Origin of the sequence: Metabacillus mangrovi (genome assembly GCF_009711125.1) — a bacterium.
Lineage (GTDB): Bacteria > Bacillota > Bacilli > Bacillales > Bacillaceae > Metabacillus_B > Metabacillus_B mangrovi.
On sequence record NZ_WMIB01000001.1, the window covers coordinates 396,447 to 411,758 of the forward strand.

Sequence of the window (15,312 nt, forward strand, 5' to 3'; positions counted from 1 at the left end):
ACCATCAGTCAGCGGCCTTCCTTAATGCCTATTTTGAAAAGATAAAGGGGATGGCCTTTGTGCTCCTTTGTATATCCTATGAGAGGAGCTCCCATTTGGAAGCATGACTACGTCAGCCGGTTTTCCATTATATTCACAAGGTCTTCCATTTCATGGGTTCTGCCCCTGCCCATCAGGGAATCAACCGCTGTTTTCGGATGCTGGTTATGGAAAAGCACCTGGTACAATGCTTCTGCAATCGGCATTTTCACCTCATATTTTTCAGCAAGCTGATGAGCCGCTTTTGCTGTCCGGACACCTTCTACCACCATTCCCATGCTGTCCAGTACTTCCTGGAGCTCATGGCCTTTTCCGAGCAGATTGCCGGCTCTCCAGTTGCGTGAATGGACACTTGTGCAGGTGACAATTAAATCGCCGATTCCGGTTAAGCCGGAAAAAGTCAGGGGATTTCCTCCCATTGCACTCCCGAGCCTTGCTATCTCAGCAAGACCGCGGGTAATGAGCGCTGCTTTTGCATTGTCTCCGTAACCTAGGCCGTCTGTAATTCCAGCAGCAAGAGCAATGACATTCTTCAGGGCTCCTCCCATTTCTACCCCGATTATATCAGGGTTTGTGTACACCCGGAAATGCTGGTTCATAAAAAGTTCCTGAACATATTCAGCCGCTTCCGGGTTCAGAGAAGAGGAAGTTACCGTTGTCGGGTGCCTCAAACTGACTTCCTCGGCATGGCTCGGCCCTGAGAGAACGACGAGATCTTTCATCAGCTCCTCAGGCATTTCTTCAGTGAGAATCTCGGATACTCTTTTTAAAGAATCGGGCTCGATGCCTTTGCACACATGAACAACGGTCACCGGCTCTTTCAAATGCTTCCGGACTTCTCCCATCACTTCGCGGATTGCTTTAGAAGGAACTGCCACTACAAGAACAGCAGCATCCTCTGCAGCTTCCTTCAGCTGATGAAAAGCCCGGATGCCATCAGGAAGACCGATATCCGGCAAGTATTTGCTGTTTTGCCTGCGCTCGTTAATCTCATCCGCAAGGCTTTTCCGGTGGCTCCAAAGCCTGACATCATGTCCATTATCTGCAAGCACTAAAGCGAGGGCCGTCCCCCAGCTTCCTGCACCTAAAATTGCGGCCTTTTTCATCCGTAATCCCCCATTTCAAAACCGGTTTATTTTCGGGCTCTGGCAAATATTTTAATCGGTGTCCCTTCAAAGCCGAAAGCTTCGCGGATCCTGTTTTCCAAAAACCGCTCATATGAAAAGTGCATCAGTTCCGGTTCGTTTACGAACACTGCGAAAGCCGGCGGTTTGACAGCAACCTGCGCAGCATAGAAAATTTTAAGCCTTTTCCCTTTGTCTGATGGCGTCGGGTTCATCGCGACAGCATCCATGATGACTTCATTGAGGATATTTGTCTGCACGCGCTGTGAATGGTTTTCACTTACTTTAATGATTTCCGGTACAAGCGTATGGATTCTTTTCTTTGTTTTAGCAGATAAAAAGACGACAGGTGCATAACTAAGGAACAAAAAGTGCTCGCGGATGTTCTGCTCGAACAACTTCATTGTTTTTTCGTCTTTTTCCACAACATCCCACTTATTCACGACGATGATGACTGCTTTGCCTGCTTCGTGGGCATAGCCGGCAATTTTTTTGTCCTGCTCGATGATTCCTTCTTCCCCATTGATGACGACCAAAACCACATCCGAGCGGTCAATTGCTTTCAGTGCACGCAGAACACTGTATTTTTCAGTTGTTTCATATACTTTGCCTTTTTTGCGCATTCCCGCGGTATCGATGATGACGTATTCCTGCCCGTTATGCTTAAAAGTTGTATCTACTGCATCTCTCGTCGTACCGGCGATATCACTGACGATGACACGTTCTTCTCCGAGCATGGCATTTACAAGCGAGGATTTCCCGACATTCGGTCTGCCGATCAAACTGAATTTAATGATTTCTTCATCATAATCCGTCTGGCTGATGCCGGCAAAGTGCTGAACTACATCATCCAGCATGTCACCGAGCCCGATGCCGTGTGAGCCCGAAATCGGGAACGGATTGCCGAAGCCCAATGAATAAAAATCATACATCGCTTCGCGCATATCCGGATTATCGATCTTGTTCACGGCCAGAACGACAGGTTTTTTGGTGCGGTAAAGAATTTTGGCCACTTCTTCATCAGCAGCCGTAACCCCTTCTCTTCCGTTCGTCATGAAGATGATCACATCGGCTTCATCTATGGCAATCTCAGCCTGATGACGGATTTGGGCGAGGAAAGGCTCATCTCCTATATCAATGCCGCCTGTGTCGATGATGTTAAACTCATAGTTGAGCCACTCACCTGTGTTATAAATTCGGTCTCTTGTTACTCCAGGGCGGTCTTCTACAATGGAGACTCTTTCCCCTACGATACGGTTAAAAATCGTGGATTTCCCGACGTTGGGGCGCCCCACGATCGCTACTACCGGTTTTGCCATTTGTAATTACATCCTTTCAGCACGATCCTGCATATAAGCCAGCTTCTATAGGCTTGTTTTTCTTGTATTTATAAATGTATTCATTCATTCAGGCTCCCGCCCGGTCCGCTTCGGGCCCATGAATAAGCGAAAGCCCGCTGATCATCTGTTCATACACGTGCATTCTCATGAAATAAACCCTTCCGTAAGAAGGGTGTCCAAACTTATCATATCAGCTTTTAACGGAATAAACAATTCATTGCGGAGCTCTTCTTTATACGATCCTGCTCTGTTTCACCTTCTGTTTAGGAAGGGACTGGCTGCCGGCCTTAGATAAACGCAGTGCAGCATTCCCTAGACAGCAGCCTGCAGCGCCAAGCATCATAAAGTCCAAAAATTCAGTCCGGCCGAGGAGTGCCTGTCCGGAGACCGGCAGAATAATCCACTCATAAAGCATTTCTCCGTAGCAGCTGCCCAGCACAAAGAGGGAGATTTTCGAACGATAATCCCTGCCGGCTGCAAAAGATGCTCCAAAAATGGCAATGAACAGCATGTAAAAAGGGCTCCATGCAAACCAGACCGGATCGAACATCTGCATCAGCTTTAATCCGGCATACCCCGCACTGATCCCGCCCGCTGCCAAAACGAACCGGAAGGAGCGGTGATTCCCGCTGTATACCGCCGTCCCTATTCCTGCAGCCCATAAAAGAAAAAAGGCTCCTGTCGCCTCACCAATCGGCAATACAGCATGGAATTCTGCACAAATCATTAAAATCAGCAAATAAAATGAGACAAGTGTTCTTAAAGATGATTTCCGCATGAAAAAGGCAGCGGAAATCCAAAGCGCCCAGCATACCCAATAAAAAATGATACCATCCATCCTCTTCTCCGCCTTTCTTTAGCAGTATGGTGGATGACGGTCATTTTTAAACACCGGTGCGATGCAGGATTTATTTTTTAATGGAAGCACAAACTAAACCATCGGAAGGAGGGTGTTAAGATGGGAAAAGACAGACAGGAAAAGAAACTAAAAGCAAGCAGACGGATAGAATCAGACAGAGATCAGTCCATAGAGAACAACGGTGCTACAGCACTTGAAGGAAGAAAGAGCAAAAAATAAAAAAAACCTTCTTCCTGACAGGAAGATTCATCCTGTCAGGAAGAAAGGCTAAGATCTGCGGCTGTACCGCGCAGTCGATATTCCCCGTTCAGTGAGCCAGTGATGAGTCGGGCCGGACAGGATGAGAGGCACTTGTTGAAGGTCCGTAACCGTCGCCGCTCCGAGCGCACACATGATCCACTTGAGTTCAAGGTGGAGAGCTTTCAGTTCTTCTTCGAGACCCTCTTCTCCCTTTTCTGTATAAGCAGAAAGGATGGTGCCCGCCATACCTGCAGCAGAAGCGCCAAGCGCGATTGCCTTCGCCGCATCGAGTGCATTCTGAATCCCTCCGGAACCTAAAATACTTGCTGCCTCTGATCCACTGCAGCCTTCTGCGATGGAAGCTGCAGAAGGAATACCCCAGGAGTTGAACATATCAAGCGTACGGCTCCGTCTGGCATTTTCTATCCTGGAAAAATTCGTTCCGCCATATCCCCCGATGTCAATGGCTGTTACCCCAATGCCTTCGAGCTTCGCCACGGTATGTGTATCCATTCCGAAGCCGGTTTCTTTCACGATAACAGGCACATCCACTTTACGGATGATCTGCTCAATGCGCCCGAGAGCCCCGGTGAAATCCCGGTCCCCTTCAGGCATAACCAGCTCCTGGATCACATTCAGGTGAATCTGGATGGCATCTGCTTCAATCATATCCACAGCCTGCTGTGCCTGATCAGGAGTCGCTTCACTCCCGAGATTGGCAAAGATAAGCCCTTTCGGATTGACCTTTCTGACCACTTCGTACGTGGAACGTTCTGACGGGTCTTTGACCGCTGCCATCTGCGAGCCAACTGCGACAGCCATCCCATATCGGGCCGCTGCAGCGGAAAGGGCGCCATTGATTTCTTCTGTTTTCTTTCCTCCGCCTCCGGTCATCGCGTTGATGAAAATAGGCGAACTTATTGAAAGTTCGCCTATCTTAGAAGAATAATCGATTTCTTCAACGGATGAATCCGGCAGACTGTTGTGTACAAAGACTATATCATCAAATCCGCTGTCCCTGCTTTGGCCCGTGGCCAAAGCGTGATCGATATGATCAAGTTTGCGTTTCGCTCTGCTCAACATTCATCACCAAAATCATTTAAGTTTTTTAAGCTGGTCGCCAATCATATCACCGAGAGAAAATCCGGAAGATTCCTCTTTAGGCTGATAATTTTTATAATCAGACTCGTCAGCTTTCTGCTTCGGTTCTTCGAGTTCTTTCATGCTCAGGCTGATGCGCTGTTCGTTTTCGTTCACATCAAGCACCTTAACCTGAACCTGCTGCCCTTCATCAAGCACTTCCTGAGGTGTGCCGATGTGCTTGTTTGAGATCTGCGAAATGTGGACAAGTCCCTCTACTCCAGGCAGAATTTCAACAAACGCTCCAAAGCTCACAAGCCTTTTAACAGTTCCTTCTTTCACATCTCCAGCTTTCACCTTCTCAGAGATGCTGGACCAAGGTCCCGGGAGTGTTTCTTTAATAGATAGAGAGATTCGTTCATTGTCCCTGTCCACTGACAGAACTTTAACAGAGACCTTCTGGCCTTCTTCCACTACATCTGACGGTTTATCAACATGTGTGTGGGAGAGCTGGGAGATATGCACCAGTCCATCAACACCGCCGATGTCCACAAATGCTCCGAAATCGGTCAGACGCTGGACTGTTCCTTCAAGAACCTGTTCTGCCTGAAGAGATTCAAGCAGCTCCTGCTTACGGTCTGTAGATTCCTTCTCAATAACAGCTCTGTGAGAGAGAATGACACGGTTTTTCTCCCGGTCAAGCTCCACTACCATTAAGGAGAGGGTCTTTCCTTTATAATCGGAGAAATCCTCTACAAAGTGTGTTTCTACTAAAGAAGCCGGAATAAAGCCGCGGACACCAAGATCTACTACAAGTCCGCCTTTAACCACATCTTTGATTTCGGCTTCGAATACGCTTTTTTCTTCATATTTCTTTTCAAGGTCATCCCATGCTCTGTCTGCATCGACAGCACGCTTGGAAAGAATGATGGCTTCATCTTCCACTTTAGATACCTTCAGTTCCAGTTCATCGTTTTCCTTCACAGCATCCGTGGCCTTTTCGATATGAAGGCTGGAAAGTTCACTGATTGGGATGATCCCAGTGTGCTTGCAGTTTTCAAGATCCACGATCACCTGTTTTTCTTCCACTTTTGTTACGGTACCCTTCACAATTTCCCCTACTTCAGGTACATTCACTTCGACGTCATTCATTTCCCCATTGTTCATTTCATCTACCATTCCATTTACCTCCTTGGTCAAAACCTGCGCAACTTTGATAATATGTATGGTATTCCATTCAATTTTAATGAATGAAATGAAAACCCCTCTTTATACTAACTTCTAATAAATGCTACTTTTTGTCAAGTTAAAAGGGTAATTTATCGATGTTTTTCGAGCAATTCCCCAATTTGATTCATTATGACCAGGGTCATCTCATCCGCTGAGACTTTCTTCTCCCGGTATTCATTTACATTCAGCGGTTTGCCGAAATAAATATGCACTCTCCTGAATGGTTTATACGGTCCGATCACCGCACACGGCATCACGACAGCATCTGAGCGGAGGGCGAAAAAGCCTGCACCCGCAAGCCCCTTGCCAAGCTTGCCGTCTTTACTCCTTGTTCCCTCCGGAAACAATCCTAAAACCTCTCCATCCTTCAAAACCTTTAATCCTTTTCTGAGTGCCTCGCGGTCGCTTAGACCCCGTTTGACGGGAAAAGCTCCTACATTATCCAGGATTTTCCCTAAAACCGGGATTTTAAAAAGCTCTTCCTTTGCCATGAAGTGAACCTTCCTCGGTGTGCATGCACCCACGATGGGAGGATCCAGATTATCAATATGATTGCTGCAGAGAAGGACAGCGCCTGTTTTCGGAAAATTTTCTTTTCCATGGACTTTCATCCTGTATACGGGTTTAAAAAGGGTAAGGATCAGCCCTTTCCCAAAGTTATATAATGACATTTTTATCAGAGCCTTTCTTCCATCAATTGTTTGATACGGACGACTACATCTTCGATCGAGAGGGAAGTTGTATCAATTTCTACAGCATCCTCTGCTTTTCTAAGGGGAGAAATCTCCCTCTCAGAATCCAGTTTATCTCTTCTTGCGATGTCCTTTTCAAGGAGGGATAAATCAGATTCATACCCACGGCTGAGATTTTCCTCATGTCTTCTTTTCGCACGCTCTTCTACTGAAGCGAGCAGAAAAACCTTTACATCTGCATGCGGGAGTACATGGGTCCCAATATCCCTTCCGTCCATTACGACCCCGCCTGAAGAGGCCATTTCCTGCTGTCTTTTGACCATTTCCGCACGGACCCTGCCATGCATGGATACGGCTGATACATGGTCCGTGACCGCACTTGTGCGGATTGCTTCCGAGACATCTTCACCGTTTACGAGTACCAGCTGCTGCGTACCTGAAGGAACGAGGGAAATTTCCATTTCCTGAAGCAGTTCCATCAAATCCTTCTCATTTTCAGGGTCTGCTCCTGACTGGATGGCTTTTAGCGTTAAAGCACGGTACATCGCTCCCGTATCAATATAAATATAAGAAAATTCCTTTGCTACTTGTTTTGCAACGGTGCTTTTGCCTGCTGCGGCAGGTCCATCTATTGCTACCGATAGTCTTTTATTCATGGTTTGTCTCCTTCTGAGAGTAATAGATTAGAATACAGTTCGCAGCAGTGAACAGGCTTTTAGCCTGCATGAAAGATTATTTGAACGTCTCCAGCCATTCAGGAACTGTCATCCTGTTGACCCCTTCATAGCGGATCGCTTTTGAAAGATAAGGCTTTATGCCTGTATGCTGGAGGACTGCCTGTGCTGCAATGAGGACAGCCAAATGAAAAATAATCAATCCCCATACCAGTTTTTCTGCCCGTTTCATAAATGCCAGCTCCCTGCCTGTTTAGTAAACCGTTTGAAGACCATTCCGGAAAATGGCCCGGCTCTACTAAAAAGTATGGCAGCGGATCGGGCTTCTTATTCAGCAGGCACTTCTTTTTTCCTGTTTAGAATCTGCTGATCGAAACAAAAGCGGACGATTTTCTGCTGTGCTGTTTCTGCTGCATCTGTGAATTTAATGGTTGCTTTACGGACTCCGGAAGAGTCTTCAAGGATCCGGATCAATTCGGACTCGACTGTTACATACTGAATGGCAGAGTCCTGCATCGGCAGTGCCATCCAGACCAGGAGCTTTTCCCCCTCAGGGATGGTCAGCCCATATGGCAGAACAATTCCCGCTCCCCCGGCGCTTATGTCTGATGTTACACTGACAAAAGGCTCAAATGATCCCCCGGGTGAATGGACAGCTACATTCACATCTGTTTCAATGCGGACGTACTGCCTTCTTTGGATCTTGACAATATCCCTTTCCATCGGTTTTTTAAGCAGGATAACGGGGATATTCTCCTTTTTCCTTCCCATGACGGCTGTATCGAACCGGTATGGATTCTGATCTGCTCCTGAAGCCAGACAGGAAAGAAGCATTCCATCAGTAAAAAAAGCGGTTTTCCCTGTTTTCTCATTTAAGGGATAGTCAATGGAAAAAGTATCATCATCTATGGAAACAATTCTGCATTTATATTGTTCACCCGGCTGATTCAGCGGTTCAAGTGTAAGAGTACTCCCGATTATAAGCATGCCATCACTCTTTCAATTTGCTTATTCTGTATAATTTCCCACTCCTAATTAAATCATGGAATAGGAAAAAGGAAAAGCCCCTGGCTTTCCCTTTTTCACGGTTACATCTTCTTAAAAATCGGTTCGGCATTTTTTAATTTTTCAACTTTTTCTTCCATGCCGCTGTCAGCATTGATAAACATTCTGAACGTGTCGTCTTCGATTGTTCCCAGGAACTCGTAGCACAGGACTTCTTCTCCAAGCTCATTCGTGATCAATGCCAGTCTGCTTTCCTGAATCATCACTTTCCGGCTGATCTTTTCCCGGGCTTGTTCTTCTTTCAGCTTAGGCTTCGGCATGTCACGTTTTCGATGGGCTGCCAGGAAGTCTTTTGCCGAGAAGCCGACAATCTGCCCATCATCCATCGCCACTTTGATTCTTACCGTATCCGGGTAAAGGAGAATGCCGTTTTCGTTCGGTACATAAGAGAAAACACCAGTCTGATCATACTGGGCACTTTCACTCAGCACCAAGTCTTCGGTTTCGAATCCATGCTCCTTCAAGAAAGATACGGCATTATTGGATGCATCATTTAAACTGATGTTTGCTTCTTTAATATCCCGGCTTTGAATCAGCCAGATCGGGTAGCCGCCCTTTTTGGTAATATCCATATTGAGCTCGGCTTTATGTTTTTTATCGTACATGCTTACACTGTAAAATTCGTAGCCTGCCCCTTTTCCGCTATTCGTTACCTTCAGCTTATCAACTTCTGTAGAAGCGAACTCCTTCGCTTTTTGCTTCGCCTGTTCCGGAGTAATATCTTCGCCTTTCAGATGTTCAAAGCCTTTCTTTTCAGTCTTGAGGGACGTGAAGCTCGGACCGAAATCGGTTTCTGAATAAGCACTGACGTTGTTTTCAACGGTCTTGAAGCCATCTACGATCGTATTGTCCTGCTGTTTTTCTCCTGAAGCTAATGCAAGTTCTACATCCATCCAGCGCAGGTTGTTATCAAGGACCATACTCTGGACGTTCCTCAATTCATTCTGGATATCTTCTGATTTTTGATAAAGAGCCTGCAGAGAAGCATATTCATCCTTGGAAAGCGGTTCGTTTTCCAGGTCTCTGATGGCTGCGCGGTAGCTGAAGTCTCCGATGCTTGCCAGGAACTCCTCCGTTTTATTAAATGGCAGAAGGGTCAGCGGCAGCTGTCCTACATCATTATGAGCTTCCGAAGTGATCCTCCACACCTCTGCAAGTGCCGGAGATAGAGATTCTCTTGAATTCATCGCGAGAGTTGTTCCTATTTTGTCATGCAGCTGATCCATCTGGTAGGAAAGATCATGAAAAGCACGCTGATAATTGTTTTCCGCATGAATGAGCACTGCATTTTTTTCCTGGTGCTCTTTGTAGCCCCAGTACCCGGTTCCAGCAACACCTATGGCCAGAAATGCGATTATTATGACTCGTATCATAAGCTATCCCCCCCTTTTAGTTGCAGAAAATATGCTTTCCGATTTTTTTGATTTGAGGTCTTCCCCAGATCCAGCCGCTCGTTGCCGTATCAGGGTTGAAGTAATATTGAGCATTTTCCGATGGATCCCAGCCATTGATTGCATCGAGAACTGCCTTTCTGGCCTGATCATTCGGTTCCAGCCAGATCTGCCCATCCGCTACAGCGGTGAAGGCACCCGGTTCAAAAATGACCCCTGAGGCCGTATCAGGGAAAGTAGGGCTCTCGACCCGATTTAATATGACAGCCGCCACGGCTACCTGGCCGATATACGGTTCTCCCCGCGCTTCCCCATAAACCGCATTGGACATCAGCTTAATATCATTTTGGGAAAAACCGGCCGGCATATTAACCGCTGTATTCTTCGATTTTCCGCCGCCTGCTTGATTTTGACCGCCTTCCGGCTTTTTGGCTCCGGCTTCCGGCTTTTTCTCTCCGCCTGCAGGGGCCTTGGCCGTTTTACGTTCTTTCTTTTCAAATTCGGTTCTCATTTTAGAGCGTCTTTCCTTTGACGGTCCCGTCTGCTTTTCGAGCGGCATTCCGCCGTAATGGGTAAAATCTTTTCCTTTTGCAAGCTGCAGGTGAACAAATCGGGCGTTAAAATCAGACTGTCCGGCAAGCTTTTTCTTTGTCGTGAATCCGACAAGCCCATCCACATTTTCCAATCCGTAGTCAGATTGAAAATTCTTCACTGCCCAGTATGTACTCCAGCCGTACACACCATCAATTTTCCCGTGGTAATACCCTATATACTGAAGACGGGCCTGCAATTCAATCACATCATCACCAATCGCTCCGCGCTGGATGACCTGCTGTGTGAATGCTTTTGCGGCCGGCTGGTTTGGACCGGCAACTAAGGCCGCGAAAATGAAGGTAATTGAGAAAAGTACCATCCATGCCATTCGATTCAATTTCATGATGCTGCCTCCCTAAGTTATGGATCAATTTTGCTAGTTGTATTTTTTGTAGAGGATGGCATTTTATTCATGCGGATTGTAAGAGAATAAAAAAAAGCCCGGAAATCCGGACAATTAAAGGGATCTGGCAAGACGCGCCTGTTTAGCTTTATGAAGGGCGAACCACCAAAGGCCAAGCATAAACGGCAGCATGATCAGCGGCCAGTATTTATAGGTGAAGAGGATGTAATCATACACCCCATGGAGAACGACAGGTATGAAAAGGCTGAGCATAAGCCACCTTTTTTTATCCTTTGAATCTTCGGTGAATTTGCTTCGGCCCAAATAATACCCCATAATTATCCCGAAAATCGCATGACTTGATACCGGAAACACCGCTCTTCCTATAGCGAATTCAAGACCATTCGCAAAAAGAAACAGAATATTCTCAAGCGTGGCAAACCCAAGGGAAATGGCACTTCCGTATACGATACCATCGTAGTGCTCATCAAAATGGACATGAGGATAGATGGCCACAATGAAAATAAACCATTTAAAGAATTCCTCCAGAAAACCGTAGGCAAAGAAGACGCGGAGGAATTCGCTGGAAATCAAATTCTCCACATCGATTATGTATTGGATAAACATAAGGGGAAACACAAGGATCATACCGAAAATAAAGGCTCTTAACACCATATAAACAGGCTCTGTGTCGAACTGATCCTTTAAATAGAAATAGCATAGTATGGCCAGCCCGGGAGCGATTCCTGCCGATACGGCTGCGATCATGAATAATGCCTCTTTTCACTTTTTGTCAATAGTATCCATTCTCATCGTAACATGAAATTCTGTTTCTGAACATGGTCTTGAGGCTTAGAACCGGTCAAAATCCTCCTGGCTGGCCATCCCTTTGCTTGAGAGAAGAACAGCGAGTTTAATCCGTGCTTTTTTGCTGTCATAATCTCCGCCGAGAAGGACACCCTTCCGCTGTAGATCCTCCGCACTGCCTGTATAGCTGTAAGTGGCATGCACTTTCCCTTCCTCTGCGCTGGTTGTGACTACGATAGTGACACCTGCTTTTACCGCCCTTTCAATTGCAGGAACCATCAACGGCGCCACCTGGCCGCGTCCCACTCCCTCGATAACAATTCCTTTTGCACCCGCCTGTACAGAGGCGTCAATAAACAAACCGTCCTGTCCCGTATGGGTTTTAATCAGATCTACACGCGGAACCGGATTCAATAATCGGTGCTGATCCCGTCTGATCGGTTTCTGGTAGACCGAAACTGTATCATTATCGATGATCCCCATATAGCCATATCCAAAAGACTCAAATCCCTGAAGATTGGATGCATGGACCTTTTTGACATATTTCGCAGAGTAAATTCTTTCATTGAATACCACGACAGCGCCTGCTTCAGCCAGTGCATCATCGGCCGCTGCATAAATGGAATTTCTGAGATTGGAATAGACATCTGTCCCTACATCATGCGGAGCTCTCTGTGAGCCGGTGATCACGACCGGCCGTTTATCTTCAATCGTTAAATCGAGAAAATAAGAGGTCTCCTCGAGACTGTCCGTACCATGGGTGACCACGATTCCGGAAACCGCCGGATCAAGGAATTCCTTTTCGATCACTTCTTTCAGACTGCACATTTTTTCCACCGTAATATGCATGCTTGGAACCTTCATGACATCGATGACCCGCACTTCAATTTCCTCAGGAAGCCTGCATAATGCCGCAAGCTCTTCCCCGGACAGCTCACCTGATGAAAGAAGTCCCTCTGCGATTTCTTTACTGGCAATCGTTCCGCCTGTTGTTAAAAGCAATACCTTTTTCTTCATTCACTTTTCTCCTTCCGGATTGCCTCAGCAATCATCCCTCCATGAAATCTCCCGTTTTCAATAAAGATTTCGTTGGCATTGTTTCCGGCAGCTATGACCCCTGCAATATAGATGCCCGAAACATTCGTCTCCATTGTCTGCGGATCAAACATTGGTCTTCCTGATTCTAGATCCGATTCAATGCCCATTTCCTTTAAAAAACGGTGATCCGGGTGATACCCGGTCATCGCGAACACAAAATCATTCGGAATTTTCTTCACTGTTTCACCGACTGTGTATTGAAGCTCTTTTTCAGTGATGGCTGATGCGCACGCTCCAAATTCCATCGTGACGGTTCCGTTCCTCACAAGTGCATCAAATTCCGGCAGGATCCATGGTTTCACGCTTTTGGAATACTCCGTTCCCCTGTACAGCACCGTAACCCTTGCCCCTGCCTTTACAAGTTCAAGCGCCGCATCTACGCTTGAATTTTTGCCGCCGATCACAGCTACATCCTGGTCAAAATAAGGGTGGCCTTCTTTGAAATAATGGAAAACTTTCGGAAGGTCCTCTCCCGGAATGCCCATGTAGTTCGGATGATCATAGTAGCCGGTCGCGATAATGACCCGCTCTGTAGAATAGATCCCCTTGGCTGTTTCTACAGTAAAGGAATCCGGACCCTGCTTCGTAACCTTGCCGACTTTTTCAAAAGAGCGGATGCGCAGGTTTTTTCGTTTTGCCACAGACCGGTAATAAGCAAGAGCCTGATTCCTGACAGGTTTGCGGTTTTCAGTTATGAATGCAACATCGCCGATCTCGAGCTTTTCACTTGAACTGAAAAACGTCTGGTGGGTTGGATAATGATAAATGGCATTTACAATGTTTCCTTTTTCAATGATCAGCGGATCGATGCCGGTATTCTTAAGAGCTATGGCAGCGGCAAGGCCGCACGGGCCGCCGCCAACAATAATCACTTCTTCTTTAGACATTTCCTTCACTCCTGTTTCAATTGATCCGCACATGTTTTAAAAGCCGTGCTTTATTTTCTGTGGTGCGTCCAATATTATGCAGTCTGCTGCCCGCTGAAGCTGGTCCCCTTAAAATGGCGGCAGCTGGTCCCCTTAAAATGACGGCAGCTGGTCCATTTTGAACAGGGCGGCAATCTCCTTCAGAAAATCGTTACAAACCGAATATAAAAATCTCCTATCTAATGATAGGAGATTTCCAGTCTGCTTGCAATGAATTAAATCCAGCCTCTGAACCTGCTTGCTTCAGCCGTTTTGCGTACGCCGACCATATAAGCGGCAAGCCTCATGTCCACTCTTCTGTTCTGGGAAGTTTCATAGATGCTGTTGAAAGACTTAACCATTACTTTTTCCAGCTTTTCTTCCACTTCTTCCTCAGTCCAGTAATAGCCCTGATTGTTCTGAACCCATTCAAAATAGGAAACCGTAACCCCTCCGGCACTTGCGAGCACATCCGGAACGAGCAGAATGCCTCTGTCATTCAATATCTGAGTCGCTTCAAGTGTTGTCGGGCCGTTCGCTGCCTCCACGACAATGGAAGCTCTGATATTGTGGGCGTTTTCCTCTGTAATCTGATTTTCAATCGCTGCAGGAACAAGAATATCACAGTCGAGCTCAAGAAGTTCCTGATTCGTAATCGTGTCATTAAACAGCTTCGTGACTGTTCCAAAACTGTCTCTGCGATCCAGAAGATAATCGATGTCAAGTCCGTTCGCATCATACAGTCCGCCATACGCATCCGAGATGCCTACCACTTTCGCTCCGGCATCATGCATAAATTTTGACAGGAAGCTTCCGGCATTTCCAAACCCCTGAACGACCACTCTCGCACCCTGAAGCTCTATCCCCTTCCGTTTGGCTGCTTCATGGATACAGATGGTCACTCCTTTGGCTGTTGCTGATTCCCTTCCGTGGGATCCTCCAAGCACGAGCGGTTTTCCTGTAATAAACCCGGGGGAGTTAAATTCATCGATCCTGCTGTATTCATCCATCATCCAGGCCATAATCTGTGAATTGGTGAACACGTCCGGAGCCGGAATATCTTTTGTAGGCCCTACAATCTGGCTGATTGCACGGACATAGCCCCGGCTGAGCCGCTCGAGCTCCCTGAACGACATGTCACGCGGATCGCAGACGATCCCGCCCTTACCGCCGCCGTATGGAAGATCCACAATCCCGCACTTAAGACTCATCCATATTGAAAGCGCTTTAACTTCTGTTTCTGTAACATTCGGGTGGAAGCGTATGCCGCCCTTCGTCGGTCCTACCGCATCATTATGCTGCGCTCTGTAGCCGGTGAAAATTTTAACGGATCCGTCATCCATTTTGACCGGAATTTTAACTGTCATCATTCGAATTGGTTCTTTAAGCAACTCATAAACTTCTTCAGGATAGCCCAGCTTTTCCAGGGCTTTATGTATCACCGTTTGGGTCGATTTCAAGACATCATGCTTTCCGTGATTACTCTCGGTGTTTTTCCCGGCTACCATAAGTAAACCTCCTAGTGTCAATCAATTGATATAGACGGCCTTTCAGACAATAGTATACACCTTCACTACTGTTATGCCTAGTGATATCGACGGTTTTGAGGGGAATTTTTGGCATCATTGTGCAAGCGGCTCCAAATGGTGAAATGTTTTGATTTTAAGCAATTTTCTGTCCAATTCCACCCTGATAATGTAAAGATTCCGCCGCCGGCACCCACCTCTTCTTTATGGAGGACTTGACGAACGGCACCGTCGTTCAGGACACTGCTATACAGCGGCAGCGAGCTTCTATTCACCTGGGCAGCCCACCTGGTTAGAAGGCAATT

General features: G+C 46.7%; 16 protein-coding genes. 1 reads left to right on the forward strand and 15 read right to left on the reverse strand.

What is annotated here, in order from left to right; translation table 11 throughout:
- Positions 1-107: 107 nt before the first annotated feature.
- The 3 genes from GKZ89_RS02125 to GKZ89_RS02135 form a co-directional block, all read right to left on the reverse strand.
- Entirely contained in the window at positions 108-1,145 is a 1,038-nt protein-coding gene (locus GKZ89_RS02125) for an NAD(P)H-dependent glycerol-3-phosphate dehydrogenase (RefSeq protein ID WP_155110713.1), read from the reverse strand.
- A gap of 26 nt (positions 1,146-1,171) precedes the next feature.
- The gene (der, locus tag GKZ89_RS02130; RefSeq protein WP_155110714.1) at positions 1,172-2,482 is read right to left on the reverse strand and encodes a ribosome biogenesis GTPase Der; all 1,311 of its coding nucleotides are present in this window, start codon (positions 2,480-2,482) and stop codon (positions 1,172-1,174) included.
- 253 nt (positions 2,483-2,735) lie between these two features.
- Positions 2,736-3,341, reverse strand: coding sequence for a YphA family membrane protein (locus tag GKZ89_RS02135; protein WP_155110715.1), 606 nt, complete (start codon positions 3,339-3,341; stop codon positions 2,736-2,738).
- A gap of 120 nt (positions 3,342-3,461) precedes the next feature.
- Here GKZ89_RS02135 and GKZ89_RS02140 point away from each other — a divergent pair, with 120 nt between their 5' ends.
- Entirely contained in the window at positions 3,462-3,581 is a 120-nt protein-coding gene (locus GKZ89_RS02140) for a YpzI family protein (RefSeq protein ID WP_155110716.1), read from the forward strand.
- A 48-nt stretch (positions 3,582-3,629) separates the two neighbouring features.
- Here the strand turns inward: GKZ89_RS02140 and fni are convergent, their stop codons facing one another.
- From fni to GKZ89_RS02200, 12 genes are all read right to left on the reverse strand, one after another.
- A complete protein-coding gene (gene fni, locus GKZ89_RS02145; RefSeq protein WP_155110717.1) occupies positions 3,630-4,682 on the reverse strand; it encodes a type 2 isopentenyl-diphosphate Delta-isomerase in 1,053 nt (350 codons plus the stop codon).
- Positions 4,683-4,697: 15 nt separating this feature from the next.
- Complete coding sequence (gene rpsA / locus GKZ89_RS02150; RefSeq protein ID WP_155111087.1) at positions 4,698-5,849, reverse strand: 30S ribosomal protein S1; 1,152 nt, start codon at positions 5,847-5,849, stop codon at positions 4,698-4,700.
- Positions 5,850-6,001: 152 nt separating this feature from the next.
- Positions 6,002-6,583 carry a lysophospholipid acyltransferase family protein gene (locus tag GKZ89_RS02155; RefSeq protein ID WP_155110718.1) on the reverse strand — a complete coding sequence of 194 codons (582 nt, stop codon included), beginning with the start codon at positions 6,581-6,583 and terminating at the stop codon, positions 6,002-6,004.
- A gap of 5 nt (positions 6,584-6,588) precedes the next feature.
- Entirely contained in the window at positions 6,589-7,260 is a 672-nt protein-coding gene (gene cmk, locus GKZ89_RS02160; protein WP_155110719.1) for a (d)CMP kinase, read from the reverse strand.
- A 76-nt stretch (positions 7,261-7,336) separates the two neighbouring features.
- Positions 7,337-7,510, reverse strand: coding sequence for a DUF5359 family protein (locus tag GKZ89_RS02165; RefSeq protein WP_155110720.1), 174 nt, complete (start codon positions 7,508-7,510; stop codon positions 7,337-7,339).
- Positions 7,511-7,605: 95 nt separating this feature from the next.
- The gene (locus GKZ89_RS02170) at positions 7,606-8,265 is read right to left on the reverse strand and encodes a flagellar brake protein (RefSeq protein ID WP_155110721.1); all 660 of its coding nucleotides are present in this window, start codon (positions 8,263-8,265) and stop codon (positions 7,606-7,608) included.
- A gap of 101 nt (positions 8,266-8,366) precedes the next feature.
- Positions 8,367-9,716: a germination protein YpeB gene (ypeB, locus tag GKZ89_RS02175; RefSeq protein WP_155110722.1), complete on the reverse strand. Its 1,350-nt coding sequence runs from the start codon at positions 9,714-9,716 to the stop codon at positions 8,367-8,369.
- A gap of 16 nt (positions 9,717-9,732) precedes the next feature.
- Positions 9,733-10,671 (reverse strand): spore cortex-lytic enzyme, encoded by a 939-nt coding sequence (gene sleB, locus GKZ89_RS02180; RefSeq protein WP_155110723.1) that lies wholly within the window; start codon positions 10,669-10,671, stop codon positions 9,733-9,735.
- Between the two features lie 114 nt (positions 10,672-10,785).
- Positions 10,786-11,439, reverse strand: a complete 654-nt coding sequence (gene prsW / locus GKZ89_RS02185; RefSeq protein ID WP_155110724.1) for a glutamic-type intramembrane protease PrsW — start codon at positions 11,437-11,439, stop codon at positions 10,786-10,788.
- A gap of 84 nt (positions 11,440-11,523) precedes the next feature.
- Complete coding sequence (locus tag GKZ89_RS02190; protein ID WP_155110725.1) at positions 11,524-12,495, reverse strand: asparaginase; 972 nt, start codon at positions 12,493-12,495, stop codon at positions 11,524-11,526.
- Positions 12,492-13,463 carry a YpdA family putative bacillithiol disulfide reductase gene (locus tag GKZ89_RS02195; RefSeq protein WP_155110726.1) on the reverse strand — a complete coding sequence of 324 codons (972 nt, stop codon included), beginning with the start codon at positions 13,461-13,463 and terminating at the stop codon, positions 12,492-12,494. The genes GKZ89_RS02190 and GKZ89_RS02195 overlap by 4 nt, the downstream gene beginning before the upstream one ends.
- Positions 13,464-13,717: 254 nt before the next feature.
- Positions 13,718-14,989 (reverse strand): Glu/Leu/Phe/Val family dehydrogenase, encoded by a 1,272-nt coding sequence (locus GKZ89_RS02200; protein ID WP_155110727.1) that lies wholly within the window; start codon positions 14,987-14,989, stop codon positions 13,718-13,720.
- Positions 14,990-15,312: the final 323 nt, after the last annotated feature.